A 14,334-nucleotide genomic window follows, 5' to 3' on the forward strand; every position below is an offset into this window, starting at 1 on the left:
GAGCGACGGCATGGTCACACTCCGCGGCGTCCCTGCATTCCGAACCCGATCTATAGGGAGAAGCCCCGTGAGTCACACCACCCCCGCCGGCACCGCCGACGAGACTGCTGCCCCCGGCGGGCAAACCGTCAACACGGTCCTGGGTCCCGTACCTGCTTCCGAACTCGGCGTCGTGGCGGTCCATGAGGCCTTGTTGTCCGTACTCCCGGGCGCCCAATACGCTCCGGACATCTCCATGGACCGGGCCGGGATCTTCGAGGCCCTGGCCGCGAAACTCACCGAGTTCCGCGAGCACGGCGGCCAAACGATCGTCGACAGCACCGGAATGTTCCACGGCCGCGACCTCAGGCTCTACGAGGCGCTTTCCCGATCCACGGGCGTCCACATCGTCGCTTCCACAGGCCTGGGCCCGGAAGAAGAACTCGGCGGCTACTTCCTGACGCCGCAAACCAACCCGCCCACCCCGTGGCCGGCCGAAAAGTTCGCCGAGCTCTTCGGCAAGGAGGTCAGCGAGGGGATGGTGGTTCCCCGGCTTGAGCGCCGTGCCCCCGCAGGCATCGTTGCCACCATCGCCGACCGTGCCGGGATGACCCCCACCGAGGAGAGCCTGTTCCGGGGCTCCGCCCGCGCCGCCAAGGACACCGGCGTTCCGGTCTCCATCCGCTTCGGCGCCGATGCCCTGCACGATCTGGACATCGTCCTGGATGAGCAGATCGACGCCGGACGGGTGCTCGTCGGCGAACTGGACCGCAAGGACGCCGCGGGCTCCGCCCTTGAGGTGGCCCGCCGCGGAGCATTCGTCGGCATCGACCACGTGGGCTTGAACGACCATCCGGGCTACCTCAGCGACGACCAACGCACCGCCCTGGTTCTCGAGCTCGTCCATGCCGGCCACGCCGACAAGATCATCCTTTCCGGCAACTCGATCGGAGTGGCCAAGGGACTCCCCGAGTACAACCTGCCTTACAGCCACGTGCTGTCCACGTTCGTGCCCTACCTCAAAGCCTGCGGCCTGAGCGATGAGGACTCCCGACGCATCCTTGTGGACAATCCACGCCGGTTGCTCACGGTGCGCTAACCACGCCGACGACCCACCCCCAACAAGCTTGAGAACCCCCGAGGTGAACGAATGACCAAGGTCAACACAGTGCTGGGAACCATCCCGGCCGAAGAACTGGAAATCGTGGCGGTCCACGAACACATCGGCTACGGCATGCCCGGTTCCGAACTCGACACCAAATGGTGGAAAACCCCGGAACAGGCTTACGAAGAAACCGTGCCCAAGCTGCGGCAGTTCCGGCAATACGGCGGCGGGACCTTCGTCGATGCCACGGGTATCTGCAACGGCCGCGACGTCGACTATTACAAGTCGCTGTCCCGGAAAACCGGCGTGCACATTGTGGCCAGCACGGGGTTCGTCGGCGGCGACACGGCCTTGCCGCATTTTTCCCGCGCCACCGTTGACTACCTTGCGAAAGTCTTCATCCACGAGATCACGGTGGGCATCGGAAACACCGGCGCCAAGGCAGGCGTCATCAAGGTCGGCGTGAGCCGCGGTGGACGGATGACAGCCCTGGACAAACGCATCTACCGGGCCGCGGCCCGCGCCGCCGTCGTCACCGGCGCGCCCATCCTGACTCACCTGGCCATCGACCCCGAACCGGCGGTGTCCATCTTCAAGGAAGAGGGCCTCTCCCTGGACCGCGTGCTCTTCGGCCACGCCGACGACGGACTGAACGCTCCGATCACGCCGCACGACTGGATCTACGAGCAGGGCGGCCGAATCGGCTTCGATACCTTCGGCTACGACCTGGAGCTTCCCGATCCCCCGTTTTGGGGCCGCAAGCGCGCCGAACGCATGCAGCACTTCGTCAGCCTCGTGAACAAGGGCTACGCGGACAAGCTCCTCGTGTCGGCAGACGCGAATTGCAGCCCGCTGGGCTGGCCGGGGGTGAAAGGCCACACCATCAACTACATCTTCGAGGACATGATCCCCGACATGCGCGCGGCGGGAATCGACGACGCCACGCTCAAACTCCTGCTCGAAGACAACCCGGCCGACTTCCTGTCGCTGGACGCCTGACGTCGGTCAGGCACCCCAAGCTACCGCTTCGCCAGACTTGGCCTCCGCCAAGGAAGAGTCCAGAAAGTGATCCACGCAATGAAATCTGAAGATATCAAGAAGCTCAATATCGCCATCATCGGCGCAGGGTATGGCGGCGCAGCTGCGGCCAAGGCCCTGAGCCTGCTCGGTGCGAACGTCAACGTGTATGAGCAAGCGTCGCAGATGCGGGAGGTCGGCGCCGGCATAGGATTGCGTCCCGCCACGATGGATCGTTTCAGCACGTGGGGCATCTTCGACGCAATCGCCAAGGTCAGCTCGCCGAGCGACTATTTCGAAATCCTCACGGCCGCAGGTGTTCCGATCATGAAGGACACCTGGCCGGAGTTCGGCGGACAGGCCCACACCTACCTCATCCACCGCGGCGACTTCATCGAAGCCTTGCTGGGCGTGCTCCCGGAGGGAATGGTGCACCTGGGCCACAAGCTCGAGAGGATCGAGGAAAGGGACGGCCGTTCCGTGCTGAGCTTCACCAACGGCAACACTGTCGAGGCAGACCTCGTGGTTGGCGCCGATGGCATCAAATCCGTGGTGCGTGAGCAGCTCTTCAGCGACAAGGGCCCCGTGTTCTCCGGAGAGCACGCCTATCGCGTGGTCATTTCCGCCGACGACGCCCACGGACTGGTGGTCGACGACAACCTTCGGATGTACATCGGCAAGGGCACCAAGGTCTATCTGTTGCCGCTTCGCCACCGGAACCAGGTGTCCTTCGACATCACTGCCCTGAACCCGGACGGTACCTGGGCGCCTGAAATAGGAAAGGAAAGCCTCCTGGAAACCGTGCGCGGATTCGACGAGCGCATCGTGAACATCACGCGCGGCCTCGACATGAGCACGGTCAACATCCGTGCCGTCTACGACATCGACCCCGTCGACTCATGGCACACCGACTCCGTGGTGCTCATGGGCGACGCGGCGCACTCGATGCTGCACCACCAGGGACAAGGCGCGAACTCCGCCATCGAAGATGCGGGCGCGCTCGCCGACGCGCTCGGCCAGGCCGAGACGGTCAAGGAGGCGCTGGCCCTCTTCCAGGCAACCCGAAAGCCCGTGACGGACGAGCTCCAGCGCATTTCCCGCCAAGGCTGGAGCGAGGAAGAAGTCGACGATGTCTTCCCGGGGCAGAAACCTACGTCCCAAAAGCCCTCCAGCACGCCTGCAACAACAGAAGCGAGGGCCTGAAAGCCATGGCCATCCACCCGCAAATCGCCAAGGTCCTGGCCACTTTGCCGGCACCCGATGGTTCCCCCTTGGACCCCGGCGCACTGCGCGCCGGGGAGGCAGCCCAGGTCCCGCCGCTGGCGGAGCGGCTACCGCTGTACTCGGTGGACGACGCCACAGCCGTGACGCCGTCGGGCGAGGTGCCGGTGCGGATCTACACGCCGATGGAGGCCGACTCCTATGGCCTGCTGGTGTACTTCCACGGCGGCGCCTTCTTCCTGGGCAGCCTGGACACCCACGACCACGTAGCACGGGCCTTGGCACAGGAAACCAGGCACAAGGTCATCTCGGTGGGCTATCGTTTGGCCCCCGAGGCCGCCTTCCCGGCAGGACTCGAAGACTGCTACGCCGTGGTCCGCTGGGCGGCCGGGAAAGGTGGAAGCCTGAAGTGGGACGGGAAGAACCTCGCCATCGCCGGCGACAGCTCCGGCGGCAACTTCGCCGCCGCCGTCGCCGCGATGGCCCACGACGACGGGTTCAACCGGATCACCCACCAAGTCCTGTTCTACCCCTCACTGGACCTGGACTTCGACGTCGAGCGGTACCCCTCATTGCGCGAGAACGCCGAAGGGTACGGCCTGGAGACAGCGGGCCTTAAGCCTTTCAACTCCTTCTACCTCGAGAGCGGGGCCGATCGTGGGGACCCGCGCGTCTCCCCCATGAAGCGGGAAGATCTCGCCGGGCTGCCGGCGGCGCTGGTCATCACGGCCGAGCACGACCCGCTCCGGGATGAGGGCGAACTCTACGGCCGGCGCTTGGCGGAGGCCGGCGTCGAAGCGAAAGTGGTGCGCTACCCCGGCGCCAACCATGGTTTCGTACAGCACTCCTCCTGGATCCCGGAGCTCTACCGGGCATTCGAGGAGACAGCGGAATTCCTGAACGCGAGGGCTGGACAATGAGGACCCCGGTCGCTGTGCATCCGCTCGTCTCGCCGTGGGGCCGCTTCGGGCTCTATAGCTTTTTCATCGACGCCGCCGAACCGGCCATCGTCGATACCGGGATCGCTTCCTCCCCGGCTGAAGGCATGATGCCGGCGCTGGAGGCGATCGGACGCCGGATCGAGGACGTCCGCTGGATCCTGCTGACGCACGGGCACATCGACCACATCGGCGGCGCCTACGCCTTGTGGGAGCTCACCGGGCGGCGCGCCCGGGTGGTCATCCATGAGGCCGACGCACCGTTGCTCCGTTCGCGCCGGGCCCATGTGGACGAATACCTCTCAGGGCGGGCGCAGTATGTGCAGGATCCCGACGGCGAAGCGAAGCTCACCGCGGCCACGAATGCCGTGATCTCGGGCGAGATGGAGCCGACGTTGCTGGTGCGGGGCGGCGAGAGCATCCCGCTGGGCGGCGGCGTCACGGTGTCGGTCCACTCGATCCCGGGCCACACCCCGGGGTCGGTCGCTTACGTCCTCGACGGGCAGAATGACGTCTTCGTCGGCGACGCGGTCCAGGTCCATGGCGCGGCCAACGGCTTCCCCGGGTTCGTGGATCCGGCCGCCTACCGCTCGAGCCTTGAATACCTGCGCGATGAAGTCCGTCCCGGGCACTTGTACCTGGGGCACCCCTATCGCCGCGGGGACGGCACGCCCTACGGCGTGGAGCTCGACGCCGAACAGGCCAGGGAAGCGCTCCAGGGGAGCCTGGACATCGAGGCCCGCGTCAACAATGCGGCGTGTGCCAGCTTGACCTTGGGCCTGCAGGATACGGACTCGCCCTACTCCCCCTTTGCGCCCGCGGCCAAGGAGCTTGGATACGAAGGAGATCCCAGGCTGGAGCCCTCCCCGTTCTTCACCACCCTGCACGGGTACCGCACGTCGCTGGACCATTTGATCGAAGATGAGGAGACCACCACTCATGGATGACTTTCAGTTGCTGAATGCCAGCGGGCAATCCATAGCTGTCCGCAAGGACCTTCGGGTCCCGATGCGGGACGGCGTCGAGCTCGCGGCGGACGCCTACCACGGCACCGAAGACAAGCCGCGGCCGGCCCTGGTTGCCCTGAGTCCGTACGGCAAGGAACTGCAGGCGCTCGCCCTCACTACTCCCCCGCAGCGGCGGCCGAGCCCCATGTGGGACGGCTGCATCGAGGCCGGGGACATCGCCAGGATCGTGAAGGAAGACTACGTCCACGTCATCGGCGACCTCCGCGGCTCGGGCTTCTCGGGCGGCGAGCACATCGGCAACTACAACGCCGGCGGTGTCCCGCTCGGCGAGGATGCCTACGATTTCATCGAATGGGTCGCCGCGCAGCCCTGGTGCGACGGCAACGTCGGCATGGTGGGCATCTCCTACTTCGGTTCCATGCAGGTGCTGGCGGCCGCCGAGCGTCCGCCGCACCTCAAGGCGATCTTCGTCTCCGGCGGCCACTACGACTTCTACGAAACGACGTACCACGGCGGCATCATGTGGTTCATGCCGCGTGCCGCCCGCGAGGGCCGTGGAGGCGACTCCGGCTGGGCGTTCACCGACAACGTCAAATCCCGCATGATCGAGACGTATTCCCCAGGGGAACTCAAGAAGCTCGTCGCCATGCGCCTTGAGGACCCGGACATCGGTGCCTGGCCGAACCTCGTCCACCTGCTGAACTACCCTAAGAACCATGAGGCCTGGTTCGACATCGTCATGAACGAGCTGGACGGCGAATGGTACGAAGAGCGCAACCCCATCACGCTGGCCCCGAACATCGACATCCCCGTCTGGCTGCAGCTCGACCAGGGCCGCGGGTGGACCCTGGACGGCACCATCGAGCTGTACAACGCGCTGAAAGGGCCGAAAAAGCTGACCATCGGCCCCTACCCGCCCATGCAATCGCGTCCCTTCATCGAGGAGCACGACAAAATGTTCCGGTGGTATGACTACTGGATCAAGGGCATCGACAACGGGGTCATGGACGAGCCGCCGGTCAGCGTCTTCGTGGAGGGCTCGCGCGAGGTGGTGACCGCCGGGCAGTGGCCGCCGAAGGACATCGAATACACGTCCCTCTACTTCCGCCCTCGCCACAAGCTGTCGCAAGAGCCTGAGCCGATGGGTGCCGAGTACGCAGCCCCGGATGGTTTCTATCAAGCCCCGCTAACGGTAACGGACAAGGTGGAGATCCTCTCGTGGAGCACCGACCCGTTCGAGCAGGATACTGAACTCATCGGCGCCGGCGCCGCCCATATCTTCGCGGAAATCGACCAAGCCGACACAAACTTCATCCTGCGGCTCTGGGACTCCGCGCCGAACGGGCAACGGCAGCTGATCACCACTGGATACCTCAAGGCCTCGCACCGCGAGCTGGATGACCGGACCACTGAGGGGAACCCGTACCACCCGCACACCCGGTCCGTGCCCGTGGAGGCCGGGGCGATCGAGGAGTACGTACTGCGCCTCTACCCGTTCGCGAACAGTTTCAAACCAGGCCATCGCCTCACGGTTGAACTGTCCAACAATGAGCCGCTGGCCGACGATCACAACGCACTGCTCCCGCCTGACGCCTTTCATCTGCCGGTGGGCCGCCCCGTCACGCACAAGATCTACCGCGACGCCGCCCACCCGTCGCGGCTCGTCTTGCCGTTCACGACGTGAGTGGCTGGGAAGCGGCGTTGATGAATCCGATGACGATCGCTGTCCACCAGCACAGCTGCGAGATGGCCAGGCACGAGAGCATGTGGAAGCGTTGGCCCTGGGTGAGATCCAGAAACGATGCCGAAGGCGGCAGGTGTGCCAGCCGCCTCATAAGCGGGATGAGCATGATGCCGTTCAAGGTGAGGACCAGCACGGCCAGCAGCTTGACGTCCGTCAAGGGGCTGCTCAGGCGGGCGTCAAGGAAGACTCCGCTCCCCAGCAGGCCGGCGAGTCCACCCCAGATGAGCGGTGTCGCGGCCCCGTCGAGCCGGAGTGTCTCGGCCAGTCCACGCCTGCCAATCAGCCACAGGAACCCGTGCCAGTCCACCAGGAGGATGGCGCCGAAGGACACCACCATGGCAAGAATGTGGGCGATCAGCGCGTAGGTGTGAATGACGCCGACTACGTGCGTGGTCGCCACCATCAGCACGGAAGCCAGCCACGCCGCGGCCGCCGAAATGCTCAAGATGACAACCAGCCGGCGCGTGGCCTGTTCGGACTCGCGGCGTCGAGCCGTACGCCTGCTCACTGCGATATAACTCATAACCACCCCGTTGCAGCCCGGAGCGCTGACGGCGAGGGAAGAGCCGCCATGGACGGCTATCCCCTGCCGTGCCTATGCCGACCACGCAAACGGAGCCGAGAAGGAGTTCTTCCCTGCGTTGTCCCAGGTCATCCCGAACACGTCCACGCGGGCCGTGCTGGCGGTGCCCGCCGCCAGGGTGTCGGCCGGGAAGCCGATTCCGCTGATTTTCACCCCGAGTCCCGTGGCATCCATCGGAGACACGAAGTCCTCCACAGCCATGTCGACGGCGCTGCCGATGCGGACCTGGTGCGAACGCCCATCCTCGGTGTAGGCCATTTCCAGGGACTCCATTCCCGCCATTTCACCGATCAACGGCGTCAGGCCCTCCATTGGTCCGCCGAGCTGTCCACCGAAGACGGCACCGAGCGCTTCCGCCTGCTCCGGCGAGGCAGCGGCATCCATCAGAACGCCGATCTTCCATCCCCCGTCGCTCATGAGGGCGGGTGTATCGGCGACGACGCAGACCGTCAGGCCCCCGACGTCGACGCCGTTCACCTCGCCGGTGTCCACGTGAAAGGCGAGGGCCACGTTGCAGCGATCGTTGTCCGCCGGTGCGGTCAACCCGGAAGTGGAACACGGGCAGACCATGTCGCAGTTGCAATTCTCAAAATACGTACCCTCGACGTGCCACGACATCTGGGGCTCCTTTCGACGAGGCATCCCCAGAAAAAGTCTCCTCGTGGCCCGGAAAAGTGTCAACGCTCTCCGGATCCCTCACGGATCCATGGGACGCACCTCGATCGGCCACAGCCTGGCCTCCCCGAACTTGCCCGCAATTTCCACAGCCCGGGCCATGTCCACGCAGTCGACCACGTAGTAGCCGGCCACGATTTCCTTCGTTTCGATGAACGGGCCGTCCGTCACCGTAGGCCCGCTGCCGCTGTTTCTCACGAACTTCGCTTCCTCACCCAATTCATGAGCCTCCACGAACTCTCCGGAGGCCCTGAGTTCCTTTTGCAAGGAGGTGTGCGCCTCCATGATCGCGTCGATTTCGGACGCGGGAAGCGCGTTCCAGGTGTCGAAGTTGTTTTGAATCAGCAAGAGGTGTTTCATTTTTTCTCCTTAATGGCAGGGGTGCGGCTGTTCCGCTTGGCTTCAGACAAGGACGAGGACGAAGAACTAGTCTCCGCCAGGCGCCTGCCAAGGTAGCGGCGTTCCGCCTCGGATGGTGCGAGTTCGCAGGCCCGTTGGTATTCGTCCCGCGCCTCCGACCTCCGGCCGAGCCGCCTCAGGAGGTCCGCTTTCGCGGCAGGCAGAAGGTAGTACCCCTCGAGCGACCGCGACTGGTCCAGCAGCTCGATGAGGGCAAGCCCGGCTTCGGGACCTTGGGACATCGCGACGGCGACAGCGCGGTTGAGCTCGACAACCGGCGACGGCGCAATCTGCGCCAGGGAGTCGTACAGCAGGGCCACCCGGGCGAAGTCTGTACTCCCAGCGGTGCGGGCGGTCATATGGCACGCCGCAATCGCGGCCTGGACACGGTAGCTCCCCGGCCGGGAACGGCGTGAAATTCCAAGCCGTTCGGCCGCGGCAAGGAGCGCAACGGCCTCGGCAATCTCAGCGTGGTCCCACAAGCCGCGGTCCTGCTCCTCCAATGTCACCAAGTCCCCCGCGTCGTCAGTTCGCGTGCTCCGCCTGGCGTGGTGGAACAGCATGAGGGCCAGGAGACCCGCAGCCTCCGGTTCTTGCGGGGAACCGGCGAGCAGCGAAACGAGCAAGCGGTTGAGGCGTATCGCTTCCAGGGCAAGGGACTCGCGGATCAAGGATTCACCGCCCGTGGCGGAATAGCCTTCGTTGAACATGAGATAGAGCACCGCCAAGACCCCGGACGTGCGTTCAGCCCTCAGCTCCGGCGGCGGTACCCGATACGGGATTCCTGCGTCGCGGATCTTTGCCCGTGCGCGGACGAGCCGCTTTGACATGGTTGCCTCCGAGACGAGGAACGCGCGCGCAATCTCACCCGTGGTCAGCCCCGCGACGGTGCGCAGCGTCAACGCAACCCTCGCGTCGAGCGGGAGGGCGGGGTGGCAACACGTGAAGATCAGGCGCAGCCGGTCGTCTTCCGCGCCCGGATCAATGCCACCCCGTTCTTCCAGACTTTCGAGCTGGGCGATGATCGCCAGTTCACCGACCGCCCTCTTTTCGCTCGCGGCACTCCGCATCCGGTCGATTGCCCTGTTCCTAGCCACAGTGGTCAGCCAGGCCCCGGGATTCCTCGGAATGCCGTGCTCGGGCCAGTCGACGAGGGCCTTCGCAAACGCGTCCTGGACACAATCCTCTGCCAGGCTCCAGTCGCCCGTCACGCGGATGAGTGTTGCGGTGATGCGCGCGGTCTGCCCGGAGGAGGCGGCCTCGACGGCGGTCCGGGTATCCGTCAGTCCTGAAGCCACGTCTCCCCTCCCAGGTTCACGACGCCGGCCACCGGGCGTACCGCTACAGCCCGAGCGGCCACACTGGCCTGATCTCGATCTTGCCGAATCGTGCCATGGGATGCTTTGACGCCACCTCAATGGCCTCATCGAGATCGGCGCACGCGATGATGTCGTATCCGGCAATCCATTCCTTTGTCTCCGCGAACGGGCCGTCCGAGACAACCACCTCGCCCGCCCGCACCGTGACGGTGGTCGCGTCCTCGACGGGGCGCAGCCGGTCACCGTGGCGGCTCACGCCCCGGGTTTCCATCTCGGCCACCCATTCCTCGATATTGTCCTCGGCGGCGACATATTCCGGCGCTGTTGGATCGCTGCAAATGAAAAGCATGTACTCCACGATGACTCCTTTTTATCGGTTGATACACCATGACGACGGGCGGGACCCCGCGAAAAGGACACTGCCACGGAAATTCTTTTCTTCAAGCAAAAAAGGCCGTGATCCTGCCCCCTTGACCATGTTGACACCCACAATGACGGGGGCAAGACTGATCATAGGTTCGCGTCCTGCGGGCTGCAGGACGTCTGACCCTAAGGGGTGGACAATGCAGATTCCGGCTCCATTTGACTATGAGCGCGCGAGTGACGTCGCAAACGCGCTGGCCCTCCTCGAACGCCACGGTCCCGAGTCGCGCATCATCGCAGGCGGACACAGCCTGCTGCCGATGATGAAGCTGCGCCTGGCGCGGCCGGAGTGGCTCATCGACATCAACGACCTGGCGGAACTGGAATTCATCCGCCGGGAGGGTGAAGAGTTGCGCGTGGGAGCATTGACCCGCCACACGGCGCTCCTCGAGTCCGCCGACGTCGCCGATCTCTTCCCGATCATTCACGACGCCGAGCAGGTGATCGCGGACCCTGTGGTCCGCAACCGCGGAACAATCGGCGGCTCCCTCTGCCAGGCCGATCCGGCGGAAGACCTCTCTACCGTTTGCGATGTTCTGCGCGCCCAGGCCGTGATCCGCGGGCCCGACGGCGAACGGATCGTCCCGATGTCGGATTTCCACCGCGGCCCCTACGAAACCGCCGTGGCGCAAAACGAACTGTTGTACGAAGTCCGCTTTGCGATCCGCCCGCGCTCGGGCAGCGCCTACGAAAAGGTGGAACGGCGGGTGGGTGACTGGGCAGTCGTCGCGGCCGGGGCCGCCGTCGGCCTCTCCGAAGACGGCACGGTGGAGGAAGCCGCAATCGGGCTGACGGCGGTCGCACTGGACGGCACTATTCCCGAGGCCGAAGCCGTGCTCCTCGGACAACAGCCGCATGAAGAGCTGTTCGTCGAAGCCGCACGCATCGCAGCCGCCGCATGCCACCCGGTGGACGACCAGCGTGGGCCGGTCGACTACAAACGGCACCTGGCCGACGAACTTACCCGCAGGGTCCTGCGCCGTGCTTGTGCGCGTGCCGCAGGTGGACAGGAAGGCTGAAGGCAATGCAGATCAGCATGGCGGTCAACGGGGACGAGGTGACCCGGGAGATCGAACCCCGCGTGTTGCTGGTCCATTTCATCCGCGAAAACCTTGGATTGACCGGCACGCACTGGGGATGCGACACGAGCAACTGCGGAACCTGCGTGGTCCTCATGGATGGACAACCGGTGAAGTCGTGCACCGTGCTGGCAGCCATGGCCGACGGACACGACATCCGGACCGTCGAGGGACTGGCCGTCGGCGGCACGCTCGATCCCGTGCAGCAAGGGTTCATGGAGGAACACGGCCTGCAATGCGGATTCTGCACTCCGGGCATGATGCTCACCGCCAGGGCCCTGCTGGACCGCAAGCCGCATCCCGACGACGCCGAAATCCGCCAAGCCATCTCCGGGCAGATTTGCCGGTGCACCGGGTACGCGACGATCGTCCGCTCGGTGCAATGGGCCGCAGCCCACCCGCCTGGTTGGGACACGGAGGCTGACGCTGGGACGGACGACGGCGGTGCCGGCGGCACCACGGCGGAAGAGGTGACGGCATGACCACCGTCCAGGAGCATGCACCCAACCCGGCGGCCGGAGACCCGGGCCGCCCGATCGGGTTCGGCCGCCTCCAGCGCAAAGAGGACCCGCGGTTCGTCCGCGGCAAGGGCAATTACCTCGACGACATCGTGTTGCCCGGCATGCTGCACGGAGCCATCCTGCGCGCACCCGTCGCGCATGCCCGCCTGGTGTCGATAGACACGTCCGAAGCGTTGGCGCATCCCGGGGTCCGCGCGGTCATCACCGGCAAGGACCTGCAGGCCCTCAACCTCGCGTGGGCGCCTACCCTGTCGGCGGACGTGCAGGCAGTCCTTGTCACGGACAAGGTCCGCTTCCAGGGCCAGGAGGTCGCTTTCGTCGTCGCCGAGGACCGCTACGCCGCCCGGGACGCCCTCGAGCTGATCGACGTCGAATACGACATGTTGCCACCCGTGATTGATGCCCGCCACGCCCTCGACCCCGGCGCGCCGGTCATCCGGGACGATATCGAGGGCCGGACGGACAACCGGATCTTCGATTGGGAGATCGGCGATGCCGCTGAAACCGAGGCGGTGTTCGCCGCCGCCGACGTCGTCGTCGCCCAGGAGGTCGTGTACCCGCGAGTGCACCCTGCACCCATGGAAACCTGCGGTGCCGTGGCGGACTTCGACCCGATCGACGGCAGGCTGACGCTCTACGAAACAACCCAGGCCCCTCATGCCCACCGGACGCTGTACGCGATAGTCGCCGGCATTCCGGAGCACAAGATCCGGATCGTCTCCCCCGATATCGGCGGGGGCTTCGGCAACAAGGTGGGCATCTATCCCGGCTACGTCCTGGCCGTCGTCGGCTCGATCGTCACCGGCAAGCCGGTCAAATGGGTGGAGGACCGCTCGGAAAACCTGATGTCGACGTCGTTCGCCCGCGACTACATCATGCAGGGCGAGATCGCAGCCACCAAGGAAGGCAAGATCCTGGCAGTCCGGACTAGTGTGCTGGCAGACCACGGCGCCTTCAACGCGACCGCGCAGCCCACCAAGACCCCGGCCGGCTTCTTCTCGATCTTCACCGGGAGCTACGACCTGAAGGCGGCCTACTGCAAGGTCACGGGTGTCTACACCAACAAGGCGCCCGGGGGTGTGGCCTACGCCTGTTCCTTCCGCGTGACGGAAGCTGTCTACCTCGTGGAGCGCATGGTGGACATCCTGGCCCGGAAACTGGAGATGGATCCGGCAGAGCTTCGGCTGAAGAACTTCATCAAGCCGGAACAATTCCCGTACGCCAACAAGACCGGCTGGGTCTACGACTCCGGCAACTACGAGCCCGCCATGCGGTTGTCCATGCAGATGGCCGGGTACGAGGACCTCCGGCGCGAGCAGCGCGAAAAGCGGGAGCGCGGCGAGCTCATGGGCATCGGCGTCTCCTTCTTCACCGAGACCGTCGGCGCCGGGCCCCGCAAGCACTTCGACATCGTCGGACTCGGGATGGCCGACGGCGCCGAACTCCGCGTCCACCCCACTGGCAAGGCCGTCGTCAGGATCTCGGTACAGAGCCAGGGGCAGGGCCACGAGACCACGTTCGCCCAGATCGTGGCCGAGGAGCTCGGCATCCCGCCGGAGAGCATCGACGTCGTCCACGGCGACACCGACCAAACGCCCTTCGGCCTGGGCACCTATGGGAGCCGCTCGACGCCGGTCAGCGGCGGCGCGGTGGCGCTGGTGGCGCGGAAGGTCCGGGATAAGGCGCGGTTCATTGCGGCGGCGATGCTTGAGACGCGGCCCGAGGACCTTGAGTGGGAAAAGGGCCGCTGGTTCGTGAAAGGCGATCCAAGCGCCGGCAAGACGATCGCCGAGATCGCGTTCGGCGCCCACGGCACAGTGGCTCTCCCGGAGGGCATCGACGGCAACCTGGACGCGGAGGTGACCTATGACCCTCCCAACCTGACGTTCCCGTTCGGCGCCTACATTTGCGTGGTGGACGTCGACGCCGGGACCGGCCACGTCAAGGTCCGGCGCTTCATCGCGGTGGACGACTGCGGAACCCGGATCAACCCGATGATCATCGAAGGCCAGGTCCACGGCGGGCTGACCGACGGCGTCGGGATGGCGCTCATGGAAATCATCGCGTTCGACGAGGACGGCAACTGCCTCAGCGGATCCTTCATGGACTACCTCATCCCGACGGCGATGGAAGTCCCCGACTGGGAGACAGGGTTCACCGTCACACCGTCCCCGCACCACCCCATCGGTGCCAAGGGCATCGGCGAATCGGCCACGGTCGGATCCCCTCCAGCCATCGTCAACGCCGTCGTGGATGCCTTGAGGCCGTACGGCGTGACCCACATGGATATGCCGTGCACGCCGGCCCGGGTGTGGGAGGCCATGCAGGGCCGGGCCAGGCCACCGGTGTGACATGCCCTTGCA

The 14,334-nt window shown here is 65.5% G+C and carries 14 protein-coding genes; 9 read left to right on the forward strand and 5 right to left on the reverse strand.

Going from position 1 to position 14,334, the window contains the following annotated elements; translation table 11 throughout:
- Positions 1-67: 67 nt before the first annotated feature.
- The 6 genes from BMF89_RS00750 to BMF89_RS00775 all read left to right on the forward strand — a co-directional run bounded on the left by BMF89_RS00750 (position 68) and on the right by BMF89_RS00775 (position 6,912).
- Positions 68-1,078, forward strand: coding sequence for a phosphotriesterase (locus BMF89_RS00750; protein ID WP_253190635.1), 1,011 nt, complete (start codon positions 68-70; stop codon positions 1,076-1,078).
- A 51-nt stretch (positions 1,079-1,129) separates the two neighbouring features.
- Positions 1,130-2,083 carry an aryldialkylphosphatase gene (locus tag BMF89_RS00755; protein WP_078105178.1) on the forward strand — a complete coding sequence of 318 codons (954 nt, stop codon included), beginning with the start codon at positions 1,130-1,132 and terminating at the stop codon, positions 2,081-2,083.
- Positions 2,084-2,161: 78 nt separating this feature from the next.
- Positions 2,162-3,304, forward strand: coding sequence for an NAD(P)/FAD-dependent oxidoreductase (locus tag BMF89_RS00760; protein ID WP_078105179.1), 1,143 nt, complete (start codon positions 2,162-2,164; stop codon positions 3,302-3,304).
- Between the two features lie 5 nt (positions 3,305-3,309).
- On the forward strand, positions 3,310-4,242 hold the full coding sequence (locus tag BMF89_RS00765) for an alpha/beta hydrolase (RefSeq protein ID WP_078105180.1): 933 nt from the start codon (positions 3,310-3,312) through the stop codon (positions 4,240-4,242).
- On the forward strand, positions 4,239-5,207 hold the full coding sequence (locus tag BMF89_RS00770) for an MBL fold metallo-hydrolase (protein WP_078105181.1): 969 nt from the start codon (positions 4,239-4,241) through the stop codon (positions 5,205-5,207). Before BMF89_RS00765 ends, BMF89_RS00770 begins: the two co-directional genes overlap by 4 nt.
- The gene (locus BMF89_RS00775) at positions 5,200-6,912 is read left to right on the forward strand and encodes a CocE/NonD family hydrolase (protein WP_078105182.1); all 1,713 of its coding nucleotides are present in this window, start codon (positions 5,200-5,202) and stop codon (positions 6,910-6,912) included. Before BMF89_RS00770 ends, BMF89_RS00775 begins: the two co-directional genes overlap by 8 nt.
- Here the strand turns inward: BMF89_RS00775 and BMF89_RS00780 are convergent.
- From BMF89_RS00780 to BMF89_RS00800, 5 genes are all read right to left on the reverse strand, one after another.
- Complete coding sequence (locus tag BMF89_RS00780) at positions 6,902-7,495, reverse strand: hypothetical protein (protein WP_078105183.1); 594 nt, start codon at positions 7,493-7,495, stop codon at positions 6,902-6,904. The genes BMF89_RS00775 and BMF89_RS00780 overlap by 11 nt on opposite strands.
- A gap of 72 nt (positions 7,496-7,567) precedes the next feature.
- Positions 7,568-8,173, reverse strand: coding sequence for a DUF1326 domain-containing protein (locus tag BMF89_RS00785; protein WP_078105184.1), 606 nt, complete (start codon positions 8,171-8,173; stop codon positions 7,568-7,570).
- A gap of 78 nt (positions 8,174-8,251) precedes the next feature.
- The gene (locus BMF89_RS00790; RefSeq protein ID WP_078105185.1) at positions 8,252-8,590 is read right to left on the reverse strand and encodes a YciI family protein; all 339 of its coding nucleotides are present in this window, start codon (positions 8,588-8,590) and stop codon (positions 8,252-8,254) included.
- Positions 8,587-9,927 carry an RNA polymerase sigma factor gene (locus BMF89_RS00795; protein ID WP_253190636.1) on the reverse strand — a complete coding sequence of 447 codons (1,341 nt, stop codon included), beginning with the start codon at positions 9,925-9,927 and terminating at the stop codon, positions 8,587-8,589. The genes BMF89_RS00790 and BMF89_RS00795 overlap by 4 nt, the downstream gene beginning before the upstream one ends.
- 43 nt (positions 9,928-9,970) lie before the next feature.
- Positions 9,971-10,297, reverse strand: coding sequence for a YciI family protein (locus BMF89_RS00800; RefSeq protein WP_139359498.1), 327 nt, complete (start codon positions 10,295-10,297; stop codon positions 9,971-9,973).
- 214 nt (positions 10,298-10,511) lie between these two features.
- Between BMF89_RS00800 and BMF89_RS00805 the strand changes: the two genes are divergently transcribed.
- Genes BMF89_RS00805 through BMF89_RS00815 form a run of 3 tightly spaced genes read left to right on the forward strand, consistent with a single transcriptional unit; the run spans position 10,512 to position 14,322 of the window.
- Complete coding sequence (locus tag BMF89_RS00805) at positions 10,512-11,390, forward strand: xanthine dehydrogenase family protein subunit M (protein ID WP_078105188.1); 879 nt, start codon at positions 10,512-10,514, stop codon at positions 11,388-11,390.
- Between the two features lie 5 nt (positions 11,391-11,395).
- The gene (locus BMF89_RS00810) at positions 11,396-11,932 is read left to right on the forward strand and encodes a (2Fe-2S)-binding protein (RefSeq protein WP_078105189.1); all 537 of its coding nucleotides are present in this window, start codon (positions 11,396-11,398) and stop codon (positions 11,930-11,932) included.
- Entirely contained in the window at positions 11,929-14,322 is a 2,394-nt protein-coding gene (locus BMF89_RS00815; RefSeq protein WP_078105190.1) for an aerobic carbon-monoxide dehydrogenase large subunit, read from the forward strand. The genes BMF89_RS00810 and BMF89_RS00815 overlap by 4 nt, the downstream gene beginning before the upstream one ends.
- Positions 14,323-14,334 lie beyond the last annotated feature (12 nt).

It is taken from the genome of Arthrobacter sp. SRS-W-1-2016 (genome assembly GCF_002009585.1).
Classification (GTDB): domain Bacteria; phylum Actinomycetota; class Actinomycetes; order Actinomycetales; family Micrococcaceae; genus Arthrobacter; species Arthrobacter bambusae_A.

Excerpts from the sequence above, each read along its gene's own strand:
- BMF89_RS00790 (WP_078105185.1), bottom strand. The coding sequence starts at position 8,590 with ATGAAACACCTCTTGCTGATTCAAAACAACTTCGACACCTGGAACGCG.
- BMF89_RS00800 (WP_139359498.1), bottom strand. The coding sequence starts at position 10,297 with ATGCTTTTCATTTGCAGCGATCCAACAGCGCCGGAATATGTCGCCGCC.
- BMF89_RS00815 (WP_078105190.1), top strand. The coding sequence starts at position 11,929 with ATGACCACCGTCCAGGAGCATGCACCCAACCCGGCGGCCGGAGACCCG.
- BMF89_RS00760 (WP_078105179.1), top strand. The coding sequence starts at position 2,162 with ATGAAATCTGAAGATATCAAGAAGCTCAATATCGCCATCATCGGCGCA.
- BMF89_RS00785 (WP_078105184.1), bottom strand. The coding sequence starts at position 8,173 with ATGTCGTGGCACGTCGAGGGTACGTATTTTGAGAATTGCAACTGCGAC.
- BMF89_RS00765 (WP_078105180.1), top strand. The coding sequence starts at position 3,310 with ATGGCCATCCACCCGCAAATCGCCAAGGTCCTGGCCACTTTGCCGGCA.
- BMF89_RS00775 (WP_078105182.1), top strand. The coding sequence starts at position 5,200 with ATGGATGACTTTCAGTTGCTGAATGCCAGCGGGCAATCCATAGCTGTC.
- BMF89_RS00810 (WP_078105189.1), top strand. The coding sequence starts at position 11,396 with ATGCAGATCAGCATGGCGGTCAACGGGGACGAGGTGACCCGGGAGATC.
- BMF89_RS00755 (WP_078105178.1), top strand. The coding sequence starts at position 1,130 with ATGACCAAGGTCAACACAGTGCTGGGAACCATCCCGGCCGAAGAACTG.
- BMF89_RS00770 (WP_078105181.1), top strand. The coding sequence starts at position 4,239 with ATGAGGACCCCGGTCGCTGTGCATCCGCTCGTCTCGCCGTGGGGCCGC.
- BMF89_RS00780 (WP_078105183.1), bottom strand. The coding sequence starts at position 7,495 with ATGAGTTATATCGCAGTGAGCAGGCGTACGGCTCGACGCCGCGAGTCC.
- BMF89_RS00805 (WP_078105188.1), top strand. The coding sequence starts at position 10,512 with ATGCAGATTCCGGCTCCATTTGACTATGAGCGCGCGAGTGACGTCGCA.